Consider the following 16578-nt stretch of genomic DNA (forward strand, 5'->3'; position numbering starts at 1 on the left):
AGTCAACGAAGAGCTACAGACATAAGGAAGGAAGAAACCTAGGCACTTGCGGAACCATTGCAGGATAGTACCTAGGCTAGTAGCAACACAGAGCGACACTATGCTGCTACCTTTACTGGTTTAGCTCACTAAGTAATCGTGAACTCCCTTGGCAACAGGGATCCCATTACGATCACACTCGGCGCGATAAGCCACTTGTAAATCGTTCGGTGCAAGCACTTTGTCAACACCAGGTACTGGCGGAACTTCGTGCAACTCTTTGACCATTGCAGCCATCATCACTGGGAACAACGCGTTACCCAGTTTAGTTGGGTCAATCACAATCACTAAGCTGGCCAGCTTACGCATTTTGTCGTAGTCGTCATACATACGCACAATATGGTTACCGAAGTTAGCCCCCATCAACATGCCCGTTAGCGCATCAATAGCTAAGGCAATGCCAGAGCCTTTATGGCCACCAAATGGCAGCAAGTTGGCCACTTTATGAGGATCGGTTGTTTCGTTGCCTTCGGCATCAATGGCAAGGCCTTTACCGATCGATTGACCGGTTTCTTTGGCATGTAATAGCTTGCCATACGCGGTGGCACTGGTCGCCATATCAATAATCATTGGCGTAGAACCCTCTACCGGGAAACCAAAGGCAATTGGGTTGGTCCCCAAAAACTTGGCCGCTCCGCCATGCGGGGCAACACATGTGTCGGTTTGCGTCATACCAATGGCAATCATACCTGCGCTTGTGGCTTGCTCCATAAAGTATGAAAGCGCACCACAATGCGAGGTATTCTTGACACTTACAAAACCTAATCCGGTATCAGAGGCTAGATTTATGGCGTGTTTAGTGGCAGCGATTAGCGCCGAATGGCCCATGCCATCATCTGAGTCAAGTACCGCCATTGAGGGTGATACCTGTTCAATCGAGAATGTAGCGGCGCGATTTAACCCGCCTTTGGCTAAACGCTGACAGTAATGCTCTACTCGCATAACACCGTGTGAATGCACACCGGTAGCATCTGCGTGTATTAATACTTCGGTGACTTCCTTGGCCGTTTGCTCGTCAAGGCCTGCTGCAATAAGTTTGTTAAGCGCAAGTCCTTTTAACTCGGCTTCCTTTACGTGTACTGTTGTCATAATTACCTGCGCGACTAAAAGTTGATAACGCCTTTAATAAGGCTTGAGTTGTTTACTACATCCTGTTGGTAAGAAAGGCCGACAGTGTCGAAATCATAATCACGGTTTTTCATGATGTTTTCGTCAATCTGGCCTTTGCTCATCAGCTCAATCACTCGCTCAAAGTCTTCGCGGGTTGCATTACGACTGCTTAACAAGGTGGTTTCTTTTTTGTGGAATGTTGGATCGTCGAGTACTAAATCACCGATATACAAACCAATAAATACGATTTTTCCGCCGTGGCGAATTAGCTCAACGCTGCGGCTCATAGAACCTTTATTGCCAGTAGCATCCATTAAGGTACAAGCTAATTTGCCACCAAATGCCGCTTTTAGATCTTCAACATAGTTCTCTGCTAGCGGGTTTAAGGTTTTAATGCCAAGCGCTTTTTCTACATGTGCGCGACGCTCGTCACTCACATCGGCTACAACTACTTCAGCGCCGTTCGCCTTAGCAATGGCTGCTGCCGCTAGGCCAATTGGGCCTGCGCCAACTTGCAGAACACGTTGTCCCGCTTTCACTTCAGCACGACGCACCGCATGGGCGCTAATCGCAAAACACTCGATCAGTGCGCCTTGGCTATCACTCACTTCTTCTGGCAATTTAACCAGGTTGCTTTCTAATACACTAAGGTACTCACTAAAGCCGCCATCTTGGTGAACCCCATATAAAGAGACATTTTCACAGCAGTTAGTTTTACCTTCTTCACAGGCGGCACACTCACCGCATGGAATACAAGGGATCACAGAAAATCGCTCGCCCGCTTTGGCGCTAGAACAATCACTGCCAACCGCTTCAACAATGCCACTAATCTCGTGGCCTAATACGCGAGGATAACTAAAAAATGGCTGACGGCCGGCAAAGGCGTGAATGTCGGTACCACAAATACCCACGGCTTTTACTTTTAACAGTACTTCGTTAGCGCCGACAGCCGGCTTTTCACGCTCAACGTACTCAATAGAGAACGGTTCGTTACAGATTAGAGTTTTCATGTTGTTTCCTAATTCACTGCAATTGAGTCGATCACCGACGCAATGCCATATTCTTCAATAGATACAAAGGCAGATTCGACTTGCTGACTAAACTTGGCGTTATCGCTTGCATGAGTACCAAAAATTTTGTTTATTGCGAGCAAGGCTTTAGCTTGGGCTAAAGGCTCGGCGTGGCTATCAACGATGTGCTTAAACTCGTCAGCCAATGGGTCGACAATTTGCTCGCCTTTTTTCACTGCACCAATAATGGAGTGCATCCAACCGGCAATTAAAATAGGTAAGCAAGTCACTTTTAAGCCTTGCTTTTGCAGCTGTAACAAAGGGTCAACCGCACGCTGAGGAAGCTTTTGCGAACCATCCATCGCGATTTGTGCAGTTTTGTGTTTTACATTTGCGTTGCTAAAACGTTCGATAAGCAAACCGGCATACTGCTCCAAATCTACGTTCAAATTCGGGCTTAATGATTTAGCTTGCTCTTGGGTCATAAGCTTTAAAGTGGCGGCTTTAAATGTTGGGTCTTGCATACATTGGTAAATGTACTCGTAACCCGCTAAGGCACCGTTATAAGCCAAAAACGAGTGGCTACCATTTAACATGCGTAACTTCATTTCTTCGTAAGGCAAAACGTCGTTTACAAACATTGCCCCGGCCAAGTCCCAATCTGGACGACCCGCGACAAAATTGTCTTCAATGACCCATTGGCGGAAGTCTTCACATACCACACCACAAGGGTCGGCATACCCCACTTCCACTTCAATGGCAGCAAATTCTTCAGCCGTCATCGCAGGACAAATACGGTCTACCATGGTGCTTGGAAAGCTAATATTCTGCTCAATCCAGCTGGCCAATTGTTGGTCCAGTTTTGCGGCGTAAGCGAGTACGGCATTTTTGGTAAGGTGACCATTTTCTGGAATGTTGTCACAAGACAAAATGCTAATTGGCGCTAAACCTTGATCACGTCTCACTCGTAAAGCTTCAGTAATCAAGCCTAAAGCAGATACGGGAGCTTGCGGATTTGCTAAGTCGTGTTGAATTAAGCTATTTGCTTCATCCAGCAAACCTGACTGTGGATCAACGCAATAGCCTTTCTCGGTGATAGTCAGCGAAACAATGCTTACTTGTGGCTCAGCAATTTTGGCAATTGCTGCAGCAATCCCCGACACAGGTGTATGAATAGCCTCGGTAACGGTTCTCACTAAACGCGAACATACCGTGTCTTTAGATTTTTCGATAACCGAAAATAAGCAGTCTTGAGCAACTAAGTTAGCCACTAAATCTTCGCTGCCAAACATGTTTATTTCGCAAATGCCCCAAAGCTCACCAGACGCTTGGTTAGTTAAATCGTTATATACAGCTTGATGGCCGCGATGAAATGCACCAAAGCCAATGTGAACAATCTTCGTGTCTAACTGTTCCCTGTTATATGTCGTTACTGCTTTAAACCTATCTTGAAACTGGCTTAAATGATTACTTACTGCCATTTACCCACCCAACTGTTCAACCAATATGGCATTTATACCGACAAAATAGCCAGATAGCCGTGATTACAATCACAAAATGGTAAACCAATTACCCTGAAATGGCTAACTAAAATAAGTAAATAGTTTATCCAAAGTGAGTTTCTTATAATTAAGCTCTTAAGCATATAGTGTAAATATCAATTAAAAACAACGAGTTAAATAAACAATCGAATGCTAAATGAAATAATTGTATTTAAATATCCGTAAAACTCATTTTGGTTGACCAAAATTAATTCATCCCATACCATCGGTTTCATTAAGGGATTAGCCCTTCTATTAAGCAATCAAATAGGACAGGTCATGTTTAGCGAAATATTAAGTTTTGGCGAGCCGATGTATGAATTCAGTCAGATTAAGCAGTCTCAAGCGATGCAGCCTGACTTTCTAAGTGGTTTTGGTGGGGATGTTTCTAACTTTGCGATTGCTGCAGCGCGCCAAGGTGCCAATGTAGGCATGATTACCCACCTAGGCGCAGATGAATTTGGTGAGCAGTTTAAAGCGCTTTGGCAACGCGAGTCAGTTGCTTTTGATTTAGTAGAAAGCAACGCCTCGGCGCATACCGGCGTTTACTTTATTACCCATAATGAAGAAGGTCATCACTTTTCATTCTTAAGGAAGGGCTCTGCTGCCAGCCTAATAAGCAAGCATCAGTTACCCGTTGAAGCCATTGCTAACGCTAAGTTATTACATACCACTGCGATTACCCAAGCAATTAGTGATACCAGTTGCGATGCGGTATTTGCGGCAATAGAGCTGGCCCGCAAAACAGACACTCTGGTCTCTTACGACACGAATCTTCGCCTTAAGTTATGGTCGCTCAATCGCGCTAAAGCCATTATTAATGAAACCATTTCACAGGTAGACATCTGCTTCCCTAGCATTGATGAAGCCCAGCTACTCACAGGCCTAACACATGCAGATGAGATCATTGACCACTACTTAACACTAGGGGCAAAAATTGTGGTGCTAAAACAGGGTTCTGAAGGGGCAACTGTGGCAGACCAACATGCTCGCTTTAGCATTAAACCACACAAGGTCACCGCGGTAGACGCCACCGCAGCCGGCGACTCATTTGCGGGGTCATTCTGTACTCACTATGTTCGCGGAGCAGAAATTCAAGATTGCTTAAAATACGCCAATGCCACAGCGTCTATCACTATTACGGGTTATGGCGCGGTCGCTCCTCTTCCTACTTTGGCGCAAGTTGAACAGCGTTTGAACCTTAACTAAATTCACAATGACTATACGGATGTACCCATGGAAAATTTAAATGCACTACTAGAAAAATTCAAAGTGATTCCAGTTATTGCCATCGATAAGGCCAGTGACATTGTTCCGCTAGGCGAACAACTCGCAAATAATGGTTTGCCCGTTGCCGAAATCACTTTTCGCTCAGCCGCCGCCGAAGAAGCAATTCGTTTACTGCGAGCCGCCCAACCAGAGATGTTGATTGGTGCTGGTACCATTTTAAACGAGCAACAAGTGGTAGCCGCTAAAGAAGCAGGCGCAAGCTTTATCGTGTCTCCTGGTTTAAACCCAAATACTGTAAAAGCCTGTCAAAAACACAACATTGCCATTGTACCGGGCGTGAATAATCCCTCGGGTGTCGAGCAAGCCTTAGAACTAGGCCTGGATACCGTTAAGTTCTTCCCGGCTGAAGCGTCTGGCGGGATTGCTATGCTTAAATCACTGTTAGGTCCTTACACCAACATTAAAGTGATGCCTACCGGTGGCATTAATCAAAACAACATTGAAAAATATTTAGCCCTACCAGGTGTATTAGCCTGTGGCGGTACTTGGATGGTGGATAAATCACTTATAAATAATGGTGATTGGGATACCATTGGTAAACTGGTTAAAGAGATTGTGGCGCAACTAGCCGATTAAGAGAATACCCATGAATACAACAATTAAGTCTGTTAACACACGTTTGTTTAAGATCCCGCTTGCCGAGATCTTATCTGACGCTAAACACGGTGACCACGACCATTTCGAGCTAGTGACCACCACCATTACCTTAGAAGATGGCAGCCAAGGCACCGGTTATACTTATACTGGCGGTAAAGGTGGTTATGCCATTAAAGCCATGGTTGAACATGACCTAGGCCCTGCGCTTATCGGCAAAGACGCCAGCCAAATTGATGAAATTTATGATTTCATGGAGTGGCACATTCACTATGTAGGTCGTGGTGGTATTGCCTCATTTGCTATTTCATCGGTAGATATTGCGCTGTGGGATCTCAAAGGAAAACGCCTCAATCAACCTCTATGGAAAATGGCTGGCGGCGAAGGCTCTAGCTGTAAAGCGTACTGTGGGGGTATCGACTTACAGTTCAGTTTAGAGAAGTTACTCGGCAATATTCAGGGTTACTTAGATAAGGGCTACAACGCGGTAAAAATTAAAATTGGCCGCGAAAATGCCGAAGAAGATATCGCACGAATTAAGGCAGTACGCGAGCTGATTGGCAGTGATGTTACCTTTATGATCGACGCCAACTATTCGCTAACAGTTGAACAAGCAATAGCCTTATCTAAAGCGGTAGAGCAATACGACATTACCTGGTTCGAAGAACCTACCATTCCAGATGACTACCTCGGTTATGGCCGGATTGCCGACGCCACTAGTATTCCGCTGGCTATGGGTGAAAACTTACATACCATTCACGAATTCGAGTACGCCTTTGAACGAGCTAAACTGTCATTTGCACAACCGGATGCGTCCAATTGTGGTGGTATTACCGGTTGGCTTAAAGCAGCTCGCTTAGCCAACCAGCATAACGTTCCAGCCTGTTCTCATGGCATGCAGGAGTTGCACGTTAGCTTGGTATCATCACAGCCCAACTCTGGCTGGTTAGAAGTGCATAGCTTCCCGATTGATGAATATACCAAGCGCCCATTAGTCGTAGATAATCACCGTGCTATTGCGCCAGATACACCGGGAGTTGGCGTAGAGTTTGATTGGGATAAGATTTCCACTTACGAAGTTTAACTCAGCCCGCTTCTATCGATAAAACACCGCTGTCCTCAGCGGTGTTTTTTTATTCCTTTCTCAAGCACCACTTTCTCATGTTTGCTAATTAGCAACAAATTCATTAATAAACCTCACAAACAACAACCAATTTAAAATAAAGATCAACCAATATCGATCTTGATCGCCAAATTGGTTATCCAAAGGTGTTTAAATAGCTGTCGAATATCACCCCTTTGAGGATAAGAAATGGACATAAAAACATGGAATGCCTATAAATATGCGTTAATCGTTGCTATCGGCGGCTTTGTATTCGGCCTAGATGCAGCCATTATCTCTGGCACAGTGCGCTACATCGCCTCTGAGTTTTCACTTAGCGACATTCAAATTGGTACGGTTGTAGGCGCGCCAAGCCTTGGCGCTATTATCGCGTTGTTTTTTGCAGGCAAAACAGCCGATGCCTTAGGCCGTAAGAAAACACTGATTATTGTGGCAGTGTTGTATTTGTTCTCGGCACTGCTGTCGGCAATGGCAACCAGCTTTATGATGCTGACTATTGCTCGCTTTATTGGCGGCCTTGCCTTTAGCTCATTGTCACTCGCATCAATGTACATTGGTGAAATTGCCCCCGCTAAACAACGCGGCAAGCTTGTATCGGCTAACCAATTCAACATTGTGATTGGCTTATTAGCCGCTTATTTTATTAACTACTATTTAGTGACTAATGTCAGTGAAAACTCTCTGCTGTTTTCGCCTAGCACGATTTGGCGAACAATGTTGGCCTCGGAACTTATTCCCGCTTTAGCTTGGGTAATCTTGTTATTTAGGGTGCCTGAATCCCCACGCTGGCTGTCAATGAAAGGCCAACATGATCAAGCGCTGGTAGTATTAAACAAGATTCTGCCCCAGCAACGGGCCATTGAAGTACAGGCAGAGATCCAACAGAACCTAAATGAGCATAAAGATACCGAAAGCGTTACCCAGCAACTTAAACTGTTGTTTTCATCACCCATGAAAACCGTTTTTGCGATTGGTTTTATTATGGCTGTGGTACAGGGTATTACCGGCATGAATGCCATTCTATTTTATGCGCCTACGGTATTTGAGCAAATTGGCTTTGGTCTTAATGCCTCATTCCAGCAAGCCATTTATATTGGTATAACCAGCGTTGTATTTACGGTACTGGCGATTTTCTTTATCGACAAAGTAGGTCGTAGGCCGCTACTCATACTAGGTTTAATGGCCGTGGTATTAAGCCATGCAACCTGTTGGTACGGCTTTAGCAATGCAACTTACAGTGTTAACCAACAAACTATCGATAAGCTTGAAGAAGTGATTGATACCACCCCGCTCACCGCGCAAATAGGTAAGCAATTTGAAGACGACGTAAGCTTTAAAGAAATGCTCGCCAGCAACTACGACGCAAACACCTTAAGGTTAAACGAAGGGCACATTATTGAAGCAGCCATTAGCGTTAACCCAATGCTGATTTTGATTGGTATTTTGGCGTTTATCGCCGCTTTTCATATCTCAATTGGCCCTATTATGTGGGTATTGTTTTCGGAAATATTTCCCAACTCAGTACGTAGCGTAGCGATCCCAATGTTTGCTTTGGTGACCAGTATCGCGAGTTACCTCATTCAACAGTTTTTCCCTTGGCAACTAGCTACCTTTGGCGCGGCCAATACTTTCTTAATGTATTCAATGTTTGGCTTAATAGGTTTAGTACTGTTGTGGCCACTACTCCCAGAAACCAAAAACAAAACCATTGAAGAGATAGAAGGCACCTTGGTAGGCCAAAGCCAAAGCAAAAGGAATTCAGCCCCCAGTGAACAAGAAGAAGCCAGTTCTGGTGCGCCAGCTGCCTAGCTAGACGCAAGAAAAAACCACAAAAAAAGCCGCTAACGATTAGCGGCTTTCTTCATCTAAACAGGGCTAGCTTAATGGCTTTCAGTAAAGTTACTGTCGAACTCCATCGCAAAGAAATAATCGTCTAAATCCGTGTCGCTATTATCTGAGCTGGCAATTTTAAGTAGCTCTTGCTTACTGTTCTCTATGTGCTGCCATACCGCTTGTTTGGCATCTTCTGGCGAACGTTTTTGCAAAGCTAACAAAATACGCTTGTGGTCGTTAATCCACATTGACTGTAAACGCTCTTCATGTAGAAACTGGTGATTTAGCTCATTCCACAAAGGGTTGGTAGTACGTACCGTACTCCACATGTCTACCGCTTGATTTATTAATACTCGATTCTGAGTGGACTCAGCAATCAAGCTATGGAACTGCTGATCAAGCTCTTCAAACCTTTCACTATCGCCGTTAATTTCGCTTTCTTGTAACTGCAATACACGTTTTAACTCACGCAGTTCATTAAACTTAATCTGGGTGGCGGCAAACCCTGCAATACTGCTCTCGATAATTTGTCGAGCCTGCAGTAGTTCAAACGGCCCCACATCACTTTTTGGTAAAATGGTGCGTTTGCTGACTTTTTCCGGTGAATCGATAAAGTAGATACCCGCGCCTTGGCGCACCACAACTAAACCTTTCAACTCAAGCATAATAACCGCTTCGCGAATGGTTGCCCGGCTAGTTTCAAAGCGCTCGCTTAGCTCTCGCTCCGATGGCAGTCGCTCGCCCGCTTTAAAAACTCCAGAAAACAACAGCTCTTCGATTTGAACGCCAATATCGTAATAGCGTCGCTTGGTATCCATCTTAGCCATAATGCAATTTAACCTTTGAAAAAAATTTAAACCACTTAGTTTTTGGTAAATCAATTCAACTAAGTTCTAGACCGAATCCGGAATAGTACCGCCTTTTAGCGCAAACTTGTAGTCAACCTTATCTACTCAGGTCTCATTTTGTCCGAAATTGTACTACTAATACAAAAATCTACATTAAACACATGATATTTCAAAAATACTTATCAAATCTCAGCAGGGCAAGTGGGCCATTGAAGCAAGATGTGACTCTCATCACTGAAAAGGTTAACCAGTTAAGCTTAAATACATAAATTGGTTTACCAGATTAATTCAACTAACAATCTAAAGGACGTTAGATGAACACAGTTTCACACAAAATGTTTATTGATGGCGAGTGGCGAGTATCCGCAACAGGCAACACCATCGAAGTTGTTAACCCTACTAATGAGCAAGTAGTAGGTTATGCACCACAAGCCAGCCGCGAAGAAGCAGCGCAAGCTTTACGTTCATCTGAGTTAGCCCAAAAAGAATGGGCCAGCTTACCCGCTCAAGCAAGAGCAGACTTAGTTAGCGCGCTAGCCGATGCCCTAGAAGCCGACGCAGAACGCTACGCTGTAATGTTAACTCAAGAGCAAGGTAAGTTACTTAGCGATGCTCGCGGTGAAGTGGCTGGTTCAGTAGGCTTTTTGCGCTACGCAGCAGAATCAGCAAGACGCATCGAAGGCGAAATAGTTACTAGCGAAAACCAAGATGAGCAAATTTGGATCCAGCGTGTTCCATTTGGTGTAACCGTAGGTTTATTAGCCTGGAACTACCCTCTCGCACTGGCAGCTCGTAAACTCGGCAACGCTTTAGTCACTGGCAATACCATGGTAGTAATGCCGCCAGCAGATACGCCGCTAACTGTATTAGAATTTTCTAAGTTAATTGCACAAGTTGGCTTCCCTAAAGGGGTGGTAAACATTGTCTCAGGTTTAGGCGGCGAAGTGGGTGACGAATTGGTTCGTAACCCTATCACCAAGCTTGTGACCTTAACCGGTAGCTCTGAAGTGGGCTCCATTTTGTATCGCTCTGCATCAGAGAACATCACCGCATTGAATTTAGAGCTAGGCGGCAAAGCTCCTTTCATTGTGTTGGACGACGCCAACGTAGATGAAGTGGTTGAGATTGCAGTTAACTCTGGCTTTGGCAACTGCGGCCAAATTTGTACCTCCAACGAGCGTATGTACATCCATCAGAGCATTTACGCTGAGTTCATGGATAAATTCATTGCCAAAGTTAAACAACTTAAGGTTGGCGATCCCATGCTTGAAGGCACTAATGTAGGGCCAAAAGTTAATGCTCGCGAAGTAGAAAAGCTCGTTGAAATGATCGCAAAAGCGAAGGCCGACGGCGCAACAATCGCCTGTGGTGGTAGCAAGCCTGCTGGCCAAGAGTTTACTAAAGGCTATTGGTTTGAGCCTACCGTCGTGACCAATGTTACCAATGACATGGACATTATGAAGCAAGAGGTGTTTGGCCCAATAGTCGCAGCCATGCCTATCGATAGCCTTGAACAAGCGTTGCAATACGCTAACGATATTGATTTGGGTTTGTCTGGTTATGTATATACCAATGACATGCGCAAAATCATGCAAGTAGTAAATCAGTTAGAAGTGGGCGAAATATACGTAAACCGCCCGAACGGAGAACTACTAAACGGCTTCCACACTGGCTTTAAACGCAGTGGTATTGGCGGCGAAGACGGCAAGTACGGATTGGAGGGTTACCTGCAAAAGAAAACCATTTACTTGAACTACCAGTAAGAATTTCTATTCCTTTTTGACAATTGTTAGCACTTTGCCTTGGTAGTAATACCAAGGCCTTTTTGCTTTTAAGCCCTCAGGTTTAATGTCTGCTCCCATCAACAAAACCTTGTTTAGCTCACACCCACAACAAAAGGTTAACAAAAACACAAAATTGATCGACCAAATCACAAAAATAGGTTAATAAGCATGCGATATTTGCTTGCACTTTAACCAGGGAAATAAACAATGAAAGGATTCACCAAACATTCAATCTTAATGGCGTGTGGTATTGGCTTAGCAATAAATGCAACAGCTGCTGATTGGGATAACATCCCCATTCCTGCCGAACTAGACGCAGGACAATCTTGGGAGTTACAACAAAACTATTCTGACTCTTTTAACTACTCAGGCAAAAACAGCACGTTTACCGGCAAATGGAAAGACAGTTACTTTCATAGCTGGACAGGCCCAGGCCTTACTCACTGGTCAAGCGATGAATCGTGGGTTGGTGACGGCAACCTCATCATTAGTGCTTCGCGTCGCCAGGGCACCAACAAAGTAAACGCAGGGGTCATCACCTCTAAAACCAAAGTAAAATACCCCATCTTTTTAGAAGCCAGTATCAAGGTGAGTAACTTAGAGCTTTCTTCCAACTTCTGGTTGTTAAGCGAAAACGACCAGCGTGAAATAGATGTATTAGAGGTATACGGTGGCGCTCGCCAAGATTGGTACGCTAAGAACATGTCGACCAACTTTCATGTTTTCTTCCGTAATAACGACAACTCGATAAAAAATGATTACAACGACCAGACTCACTTCACGCCCACTTGGGGAAACTACTGGCGTGACGGTTTCCACCGCTTTGGAGTGTATTGGAAGAGTCCAACAGACGTTACTTTTTACATCGATGGTCAAAAAACCACAAAAGGCGCTTGGAGCCAAGTGGTAATGAAAGACAAAGATTACACCGGTGCCATTCTTGATAAGAGCCGCTACAACATGGATCAAGAAGCCTTCATTATTATTGATACCGAAGACCACTCTTGGCGCTCTGAAGCAGGCCACATAGCCACTGATGCAGATTTAGCCGACAGTGATAAAAACAAGATGTATGTAGATTGGATCCGCGTATACAAACCAACGGGTGGTTCCACTACCCCACCTACTGGCGATATTACGCCACCGAGTGGCTACACCAATTTACAACTGGCACACAGTAATCGTTGTGTTGATGTCATCAATGGCGCCTTATGGAATGGCAGTACTTACCAGCAGTATTCGTGTAACACGGGCAACAACAATCAACGATTCAAGTTTACTAAAATAGCCAACAATCAATACAGCATTAATGCCAAGGTAAGTCAGCTTTGTATGGAGCTTGCGTCTGGCAGCTCAGCAAATGGCGCTAAGGTGCAGCAATGGATATGTAATCACGCCAACTCTAATCAAACATGGAGCCTAGAAGACAAGGGCAGTAATACTTTTGAAATTAGAAATAAACAAAGTGGAAAATGCTTAGAGGTCGCCAATAGTTCAAACGCAAATGGTGGACAAATTAGGCAATGGGCCTGCACTGGCGCGACTAACCAGCGCTTCAAATTCTTGTAGTAACCCACTAAGTACACTATTGCAACAGATTCACTACAAGCCACTCAACGTCATAAACAGGAGCGTTTGCCTCCTGTTTATGGCGTTTGCTCAGCGCGTTAAGACCACATAACAATGTAACGCCCTTAGCAGCCAAACAGTCAGCTTTATCCCCTTAAACCAAAAACTTAAACCAAAAACTTAAACCAAAAACTTAAACCAAAAACTTAAACAACAGGAAGTAGTAAGATGTTATTTGGAAACGTAAACAAACTCTCTTTAGTGAGTTATGTAAACCCGTCTTTTCCTAAGTGGATTGATGAGGCAATGGCCATTGCTCAGCAACAACCCGATGGAAAATATACCTTATCGGATGAATCAGTTTTTGTATTACTGATGTCCCCTGAAACCGAACCCTTTGAAAAACGTAAAGCCGAGATCCACAAGCAGTATCTTGATATTCAAGTGGTTCTAGAAGGTGAGGAAAACATTGGCTATACCCACGAACTGGCCGAAGACGCTCTGCGCTTAACCGAGCTAGAAAATGATGTCGCTTTTTTTGAGCGAGCCAGTAACGAGCAATTGGTACATCTCTCAAAAGGTGATTTTGCGGTATTTTTCCCAAATGAAGTTCATCGCCCACTTTGCGCGGTATCAGCGCCGATGAAGGTACGAAAAGCCGTGATCAAAATTCCATTAACTGCACTGTAATACCTTGTATCTAGAGTCCCTCTTTAGCACCTAGTTCTATATCTACTTAGAGCATGTGAAGATGCTTAGCTTAAACAAGCTAAGCGCTCTTTCGACTTATCTGGCATCCGCTTTTCTCAACACACCACTGAAATAACTAACCCAAGATTCGCCTACAACGCCCGCCTAACAAAGCCTATCAGTAGCGAAAACCACTCAAGCGACTCGGTGTGAAAAACCAAGTCGTGTCTTGGTTCACATATTATTAAAATTGGTTATCCAATTTATACATTTTGGTTGACACGAAAGCCGTAAAAGCAATTAATAGACTCAGATAATTTTAATTCGCTTTAACGGCAGCACCTCAGCCTTAACAGTGACGAGCCTAGCGCTTATTATTGTTTAATCTTGTGGTTTAGTGACCACCTTAGGCCGAGCAGTAGCTTGCTTATATTACGAGGACAAGTAATGAATACACGCTTATCGGCTGAGGATGCTCGCGTTATCTCTGAGCACGAAACATCGATTTTGATTTATGATTTTGCCGATCAAATCCCTTCAGCGTTTAGCTTCAGTAACGTAGACGCCGAGCTTGTTAGCAGCGGTCAAGGCGTTACCGCTGGTCAGCAAGCACTAAAAGTTAGTACACGCAGTAAAGAGAACTTCTACACCTCTATTTTTATTGAGCCAGAACAGCCATTTGATTGGAGCCAACTACCCCACTTTTGTTTTGCATTTGACGCTACAAACCTAGGCAAACGTTCTACGCAAATATTTATCAACATCTTTGATAAACAGGGGCAAATGCATAGTCGCAGTATTAACGTACAAGGCAACTCATGTAAAACCTACCTTAATGAATTAAAAGGCGAATACCTTAAAGGTGGCCTTAATTATCAATCGGGCTTTCGCTCTAACCCTGCCTCTTGGGATACGCCATTTCACTACGCCACCTGGATGTGGGGAGAAATGAATATAGACCTCAGTGCAGTGGCTAAAATTGAACTGAGTATTCATGGCACCTTAATCGATCACCAACTGGTATTAGACAACTTTAGAGTAATTCTCACCCCCGATAGCAATCCCGACTTTCTTAAAGGCTGCTTAGATAAGTTTGGTCAAAATGCTGCAGTGGACACCGCAGAGAAAATTCATTCTGAAGAACAGTTACTCTCTGTCACTGCCGCCGAACTTAAAAGTTTAGAACAAGGTGCCATGCCGCAACGCTCTCGCTTTGGCGGTTTTACTGGCGGCCCGAAATTGGACGCTAGCGGTTACTTCCGCGCCGAAAAAATTGAGGGTAAATGGTCTTTGGTTGACCCAGATGGCTACCCTTACTTTGCCACCGGCTTAGATATTATTCGCCTAGCTAACTCATTTACCATCACCGGCGTAGATTACGACCACTCTACCGTGGCAGCGCGCAGCAACGATGATGTGACACCTGAAGACTCAAAAGAAAAATTGGAAATTAGCCAGCAAGCTTTTGATTCTGCCTTTGTCGCGAACCAAACCCGTAGAGACTTTTTTGAGTGGCTGCCAGATTACGATGACCCATTGGCGGAACATTACAGCTACATGCGAGAGCTGTTTGAAGGACCAGTAGATCGCGGTGAGATCTTTAGTTTTTACTCGGCAAACTTACAGCGTAAATACGGGCAAGATGGCCAAGACTACATGGCAAAATGGCGCGAAGTAACCATGGATCGCATGCTCAACTGGGGCTTCTCTTGCTTGGGTAATTGGACAGCACCAGAGTTTTACGATAATAAAAAAATCCCTTATTTTGCCAATGGCTGGATCATTGGTGAGTTTAAAACCGTCACCAGTGGGGATGACTTTTGGGCGCCTTTACCAGACCCATTCGACCCAGTGTTTAGAGAGCGCGCCGAAGCCACCGTTAGCCAAGTTAACGCCGAGATAAAAGGTTCACCTTGGTGTGTAGGTATCTTCATCGACAATGAAAAGAGCTGGGGCCGCATGGACACGGTGAAAAGCCATTATGGCATCGCCACCCATACCTTGGGTCGCAGCGACCAAGACAGCCCAACGAAAACGGTGTTCACTCAAGCCTTAAAAGACAAATACAGCAGCATTGATAAGCTCAACCAAGCTTGGCAAAGCGATATTAGCTCTTGGGAAGATGTGGCTGCAGGTCTCACCGACCTTGGCCATAACGAGGCTCAGCTTAACGACTACTCTATGTTATTAGAACTCTACGCCAGCGAGTACTTCAAGGTGGTGAATGAGTCGTTAAAAGCACAACTCCCAAATCACTTATACCTAGGCGCTCGCTTTGCAGACTGGGGGTGCAACCCTGAGGTAGTGAGGGCCGCAGCCAAACATGTAGACGTTGTTAGTTACAACTACTACAAAGAAGGTTTGCACCCTGAACCTTGGAAGTTCTTAGCCGAAGTAGATATGCCAAGCATTATTGGTGAGTTCCATATTGGCGTTAAAGAAGGCTTCTACCATGCTGGCCTAGTCACCGCGAACCACCAAACCGAGCGTGGGGAGATGTTTGAAGATTACCTTAACTCGGTGATTGATAACCCTTACTTTGTGGGCGCGCATTGGTTCCAGTACATTGACTCCCCTATCACCGGTCGCTCGTTTGACGGCGAGAACTACAACGTAGGTTTTGTTGGCATTACTGATGTTCCCTACCAACCAATGGTAGACGCCGCTAAACGGGTAAATGGCAATATGTACCAACGCCGCTTTGGCAAAACCAAAGACTGAGACCTGATATAGACAACAACAAAGAGGAGCTTGCTCCTCTTTTTTTTAGCTCGTTATATCTACTAGGGATTGTGCACAGAAAGAGCTTTAAGGCGAAATTAGCTGCAATAAAAAAGCCCGGCACAAGGCCGAGCTTTTATCTGCTGAATATTTGCGGCAAGGGGCTTAATTTATTGCGCCAGCACCTGGCATCGCCTTACACACGTAAATACTCTCTTTTAAACCCGTCACAGTTTGGTATTGTTGCTCGACTGCTTGGCATACCTCATCGACCAATTGAGGCGGCATAAGCGCCACAATACAACCACCAAAGCCACCACCAGTCATGCGTACGCCACCTTGGTTACCCAGCACCTGTTTCACGATATCCACAATGCAGTTCACTTCCGGTACGGTGATTTCAAAATCATCACGCATTGAGGCATG

General features: G+C 44.7%; 12 protein-coding genes and 1 pseudogene. 8 read left to right on the forward strand and 5 right to left on the reverse strand.

Going from position 1 to position 16578, the window contains the following annotated elements; all coding sequences use genetic code 11:
• Positions 1-120 precede the first annotated feature (120 nt).
• Genes Q4549_RS04955 through Q4549_RS04965 form a run of 3 tightly spaced genes read right to left on the reverse strand, consistent with a single transcriptional unit; the run spans position 121 to position 3640 of the window.
• Entirely contained in the window at positions 121-1128 is a 1008-nt protein-coding gene (locus Q4549_RS04955; protein WP_137672291.1) for an Ldh family oxidoreductase, read from the reverse strand.
• Between the two features lie 14 nt (positions 1129-1142).
• Positions 1143-2159: a zinc-binding alcohol dehydrogenase family protein gene (locus tag Q4549_RS04960; RefSeq protein ID WP_303509179.1), complete on the reverse strand. Its 1017-nt coding sequence runs from the start codon at positions 2157-2159 to the stop codon at positions 1143-1145.
• Between the two features lie 8 nt (positions 2160-2167).
• Positions 2168-3640 carry a mannitol dehydrogenase family protein gene (locus Q4549_RS04965; RefSeq protein WP_303509176.1) on the reverse strand — a complete coding sequence of 491 codons (1473 nt, stop codon included), beginning with the start codon at positions 3638-3640 and terminating at the stop codon, positions 2168-2170.
• 339 nt (positions 3641-3979) lie between these two features.
• Here Q4549_RS04965 and Q4549_RS04970 point away from each other — a divergent pair, with 339 nt between their 5' ends.
• The 4 genes from Q4549_RS04970 (at position 3980) to Q4549_RS04985 (ending at position 8516) form a co-directional block, all read left to right on the forward strand.
• The gene (locus Q4549_RS04970; protein WP_303548802.1) at positions 3980-4909 is read left to right on the forward strand and encodes a sugar kinase; all 930 of its coding nucleotides are present in this window, start codon (positions 3980-3982) and stop codon (positions 4907-4909) included.
• A gap of 27 nt (positions 4910-4936) precedes the next feature.
• Positions 4937-5566, forward strand: a complete 630-nt coding sequence (locus tag Q4549_RS04975; RefSeq protein WP_303548800.1) for a bifunctional 4-hydroxy-2-oxoglutarate aldolase/2-dehydro-3-deoxy-phosphogluconate aldolase — start codon at positions 4937-4939, stop codon at positions 5564-5566.
• Positions 5567-5576: 10 nt separating this feature from the next.
• Entirely contained in the window at positions 5577-6668 is a 1092-nt protein-coding gene (locus Q4549_RS04980) for a 3,6-anhydro-alpha-L-galactonate cycloisomerase (protein ID WP_137672296.1), read from the forward strand.
• A 228-nt stretch (positions 6669-6896) separates the two neighbouring features.
• On the forward strand, positions 6897-8516 hold the full coding sequence (locus tag Q4549_RS04985; RefSeq protein WP_303548798.1) for a sugar porter family MFS transporter: 1620 nt from the start codon (positions 6897-6899) through the stop codon (positions 8514-8516).
• A gap of 71 nt (positions 8517-8587) precedes the next feature.
• On the opposite strand, the gene Q4549_RS04990 is transcribed toward Q4549_RS04985, so the two are convergent.
• Complete coding sequence (locus tag Q4549_RS04990) at positions 8588-9367, reverse strand: FCD domain-containing protein (protein ID WP_137672298.1); 780 nt, start codon at positions 9365-9367, stop codon at positions 8588-8590.
• A gap of 335 nt (positions 9368-9702) precedes the next feature.
• Between Q4549_RS04990 and aldA the strand changes: the two genes are divergently transcribed.
• The 4 genes from aldA to Q4549_RS05010 all read left to right on the forward strand — a co-directional run bounded on the left by aldA (position 9703) and on the right by Q4549_RS05010 (position 16152).
• Positions 9703-11151, forward strand: a complete 1449-nt coding sequence (gene aldA, locus Q4549_RS04995; RefSeq protein ID WP_303509156.1) for an aldehyde dehydrogenase — start codon at positions 9703-9705, stop codon at positions 11149-11151.
• 228 nt (positions 11152-11379) lie between these two features.
• Positions 11380-12741 carry an RICIN domain-containing protein gene (locus Q4549_RS05000; protein ID WP_303509153.1) on the forward strand — a complete coding sequence of 454 codons (1362 nt, stop codon included), beginning with the start codon at positions 11380-11382 and terminating at the stop codon, positions 12739-12741.
• A gap of 228 nt (positions 12742-12969) precedes the next feature.
• Entirely contained in the window at positions 12970-13431 is a 462-nt protein-coding gene (locus Q4549_RS05005) for a YhcH/YjgK/YiaL family protein (protein ID WP_303548796.1), read from the forward strand.
• 447 nt (positions 13432-13878) lie between these two features.
• Positions 13879-16152: a beta-galactosidase gene (locus Q4549_RS05010; protein WP_303548794.1), complete on the forward strand. Its 2274-nt coding sequence runs from the start codon at positions 13879-13881 to the stop codon at positions 16150-16152.
• Between the two features lie 165 nt (positions 16153-16317).
• Here the strand turns inward: Q4549_RS05010 and Q4549_RS05015 are convergent.
• Positions 16318-16578 (reverse strand): annotated as a pseudogene (locus Q4549_RS05015) (galactokinase); the annotation flags it as partial.

This window comes from Agarivorans sp. 2_MG-2023 (assembly GCF_030548085.1).
In the GTDB taxonomy this organism is placed as follows: Bacteria; Pseudomonadota; Gammaproteobacteria; order Enterobacterales; family Celerinatantimonadaceae; genus Agarivorans.

Coding starts and splice junctions, on each gene's coding strand:
- Q4549_RS05010 (WP_303548794.1), top strand. CDS start 13,879: ATGAATACACGCTTATCGGCTGAGGATGCTCGCGTTATCTCTGAGCAC.
- Q4549_RS04965 (WP_303509176.1), bottom strand. CDS start 3,640: ATGGCAGTAAGTAATCATTTAAGCCAGTTTCAAGATAGGTTTAAAGCA.
- Q4549_RS04980 (WP_137672296.1), top strand. CDS start 5,577: ATGAATACAACAATTAAGTCTGTTAACACACGTTTGTTTAAGATCCCG.
- Q4549_RS04960 (WP_303509179.1), bottom strand. CDS start 2,159: ATGAAAACTCTAATCTGTAACGAACCGTTCTCTATTGAGTACGTTGAG.
- Q4549_RS05005 (WP_303548796.1), top strand. CDS start 12,970: ATGTTATTTGGAAACGTAAACAAACTCTCTTTAGTGAGTTATGTAAAC.
- aldA (WP_303509156.1), top strand. CDS start 9,703: ATGAACACAGTTTCACACAAAATGTTTATTGATGGCGAGTGGCGAGTA.
- Q4549_RS04985 (WP_303548798.1), top strand. CDS start 6,897: ATGGACATAAAAACATGGAATGCCTATAAATATGCGTTAATCGTTGCT.
- Q4549_RS05000 (WP_303509153.1), top strand. CDS start 11,380: ATGAAAGGATTCACCAAACATTCAATCTTAATGGCGTGTGGTATTGGC.
- Q4549_RS04975 (WP_303548800.1), top strand. CDS start 4,937: ATGGAAAATTTAAATGCACTACTAGAAAAATTCAAAGTGATTCCAGTT.
- Q4549_RS04955 (WP_137672291.1), bottom strand. CDS start 1,128: ATGACAACAGTACACGTAAAGGAAGCCGAGTTAAAAGGACTTGCGCTT.
- Q4549_RS04970 (WP_303548802.1), top strand. CDS start 3,980: ATGTTTAGCGAAATATTAAGTTTTGGCGAGCCGATGTATGAATTCAGT.
- Q4549_RS04990 (WP_137672298.1), bottom strand. CDS start 9,367: ATGGCTAAGATGGATACCAAGCGACGCTATTACGATATTGGCGTTCAA.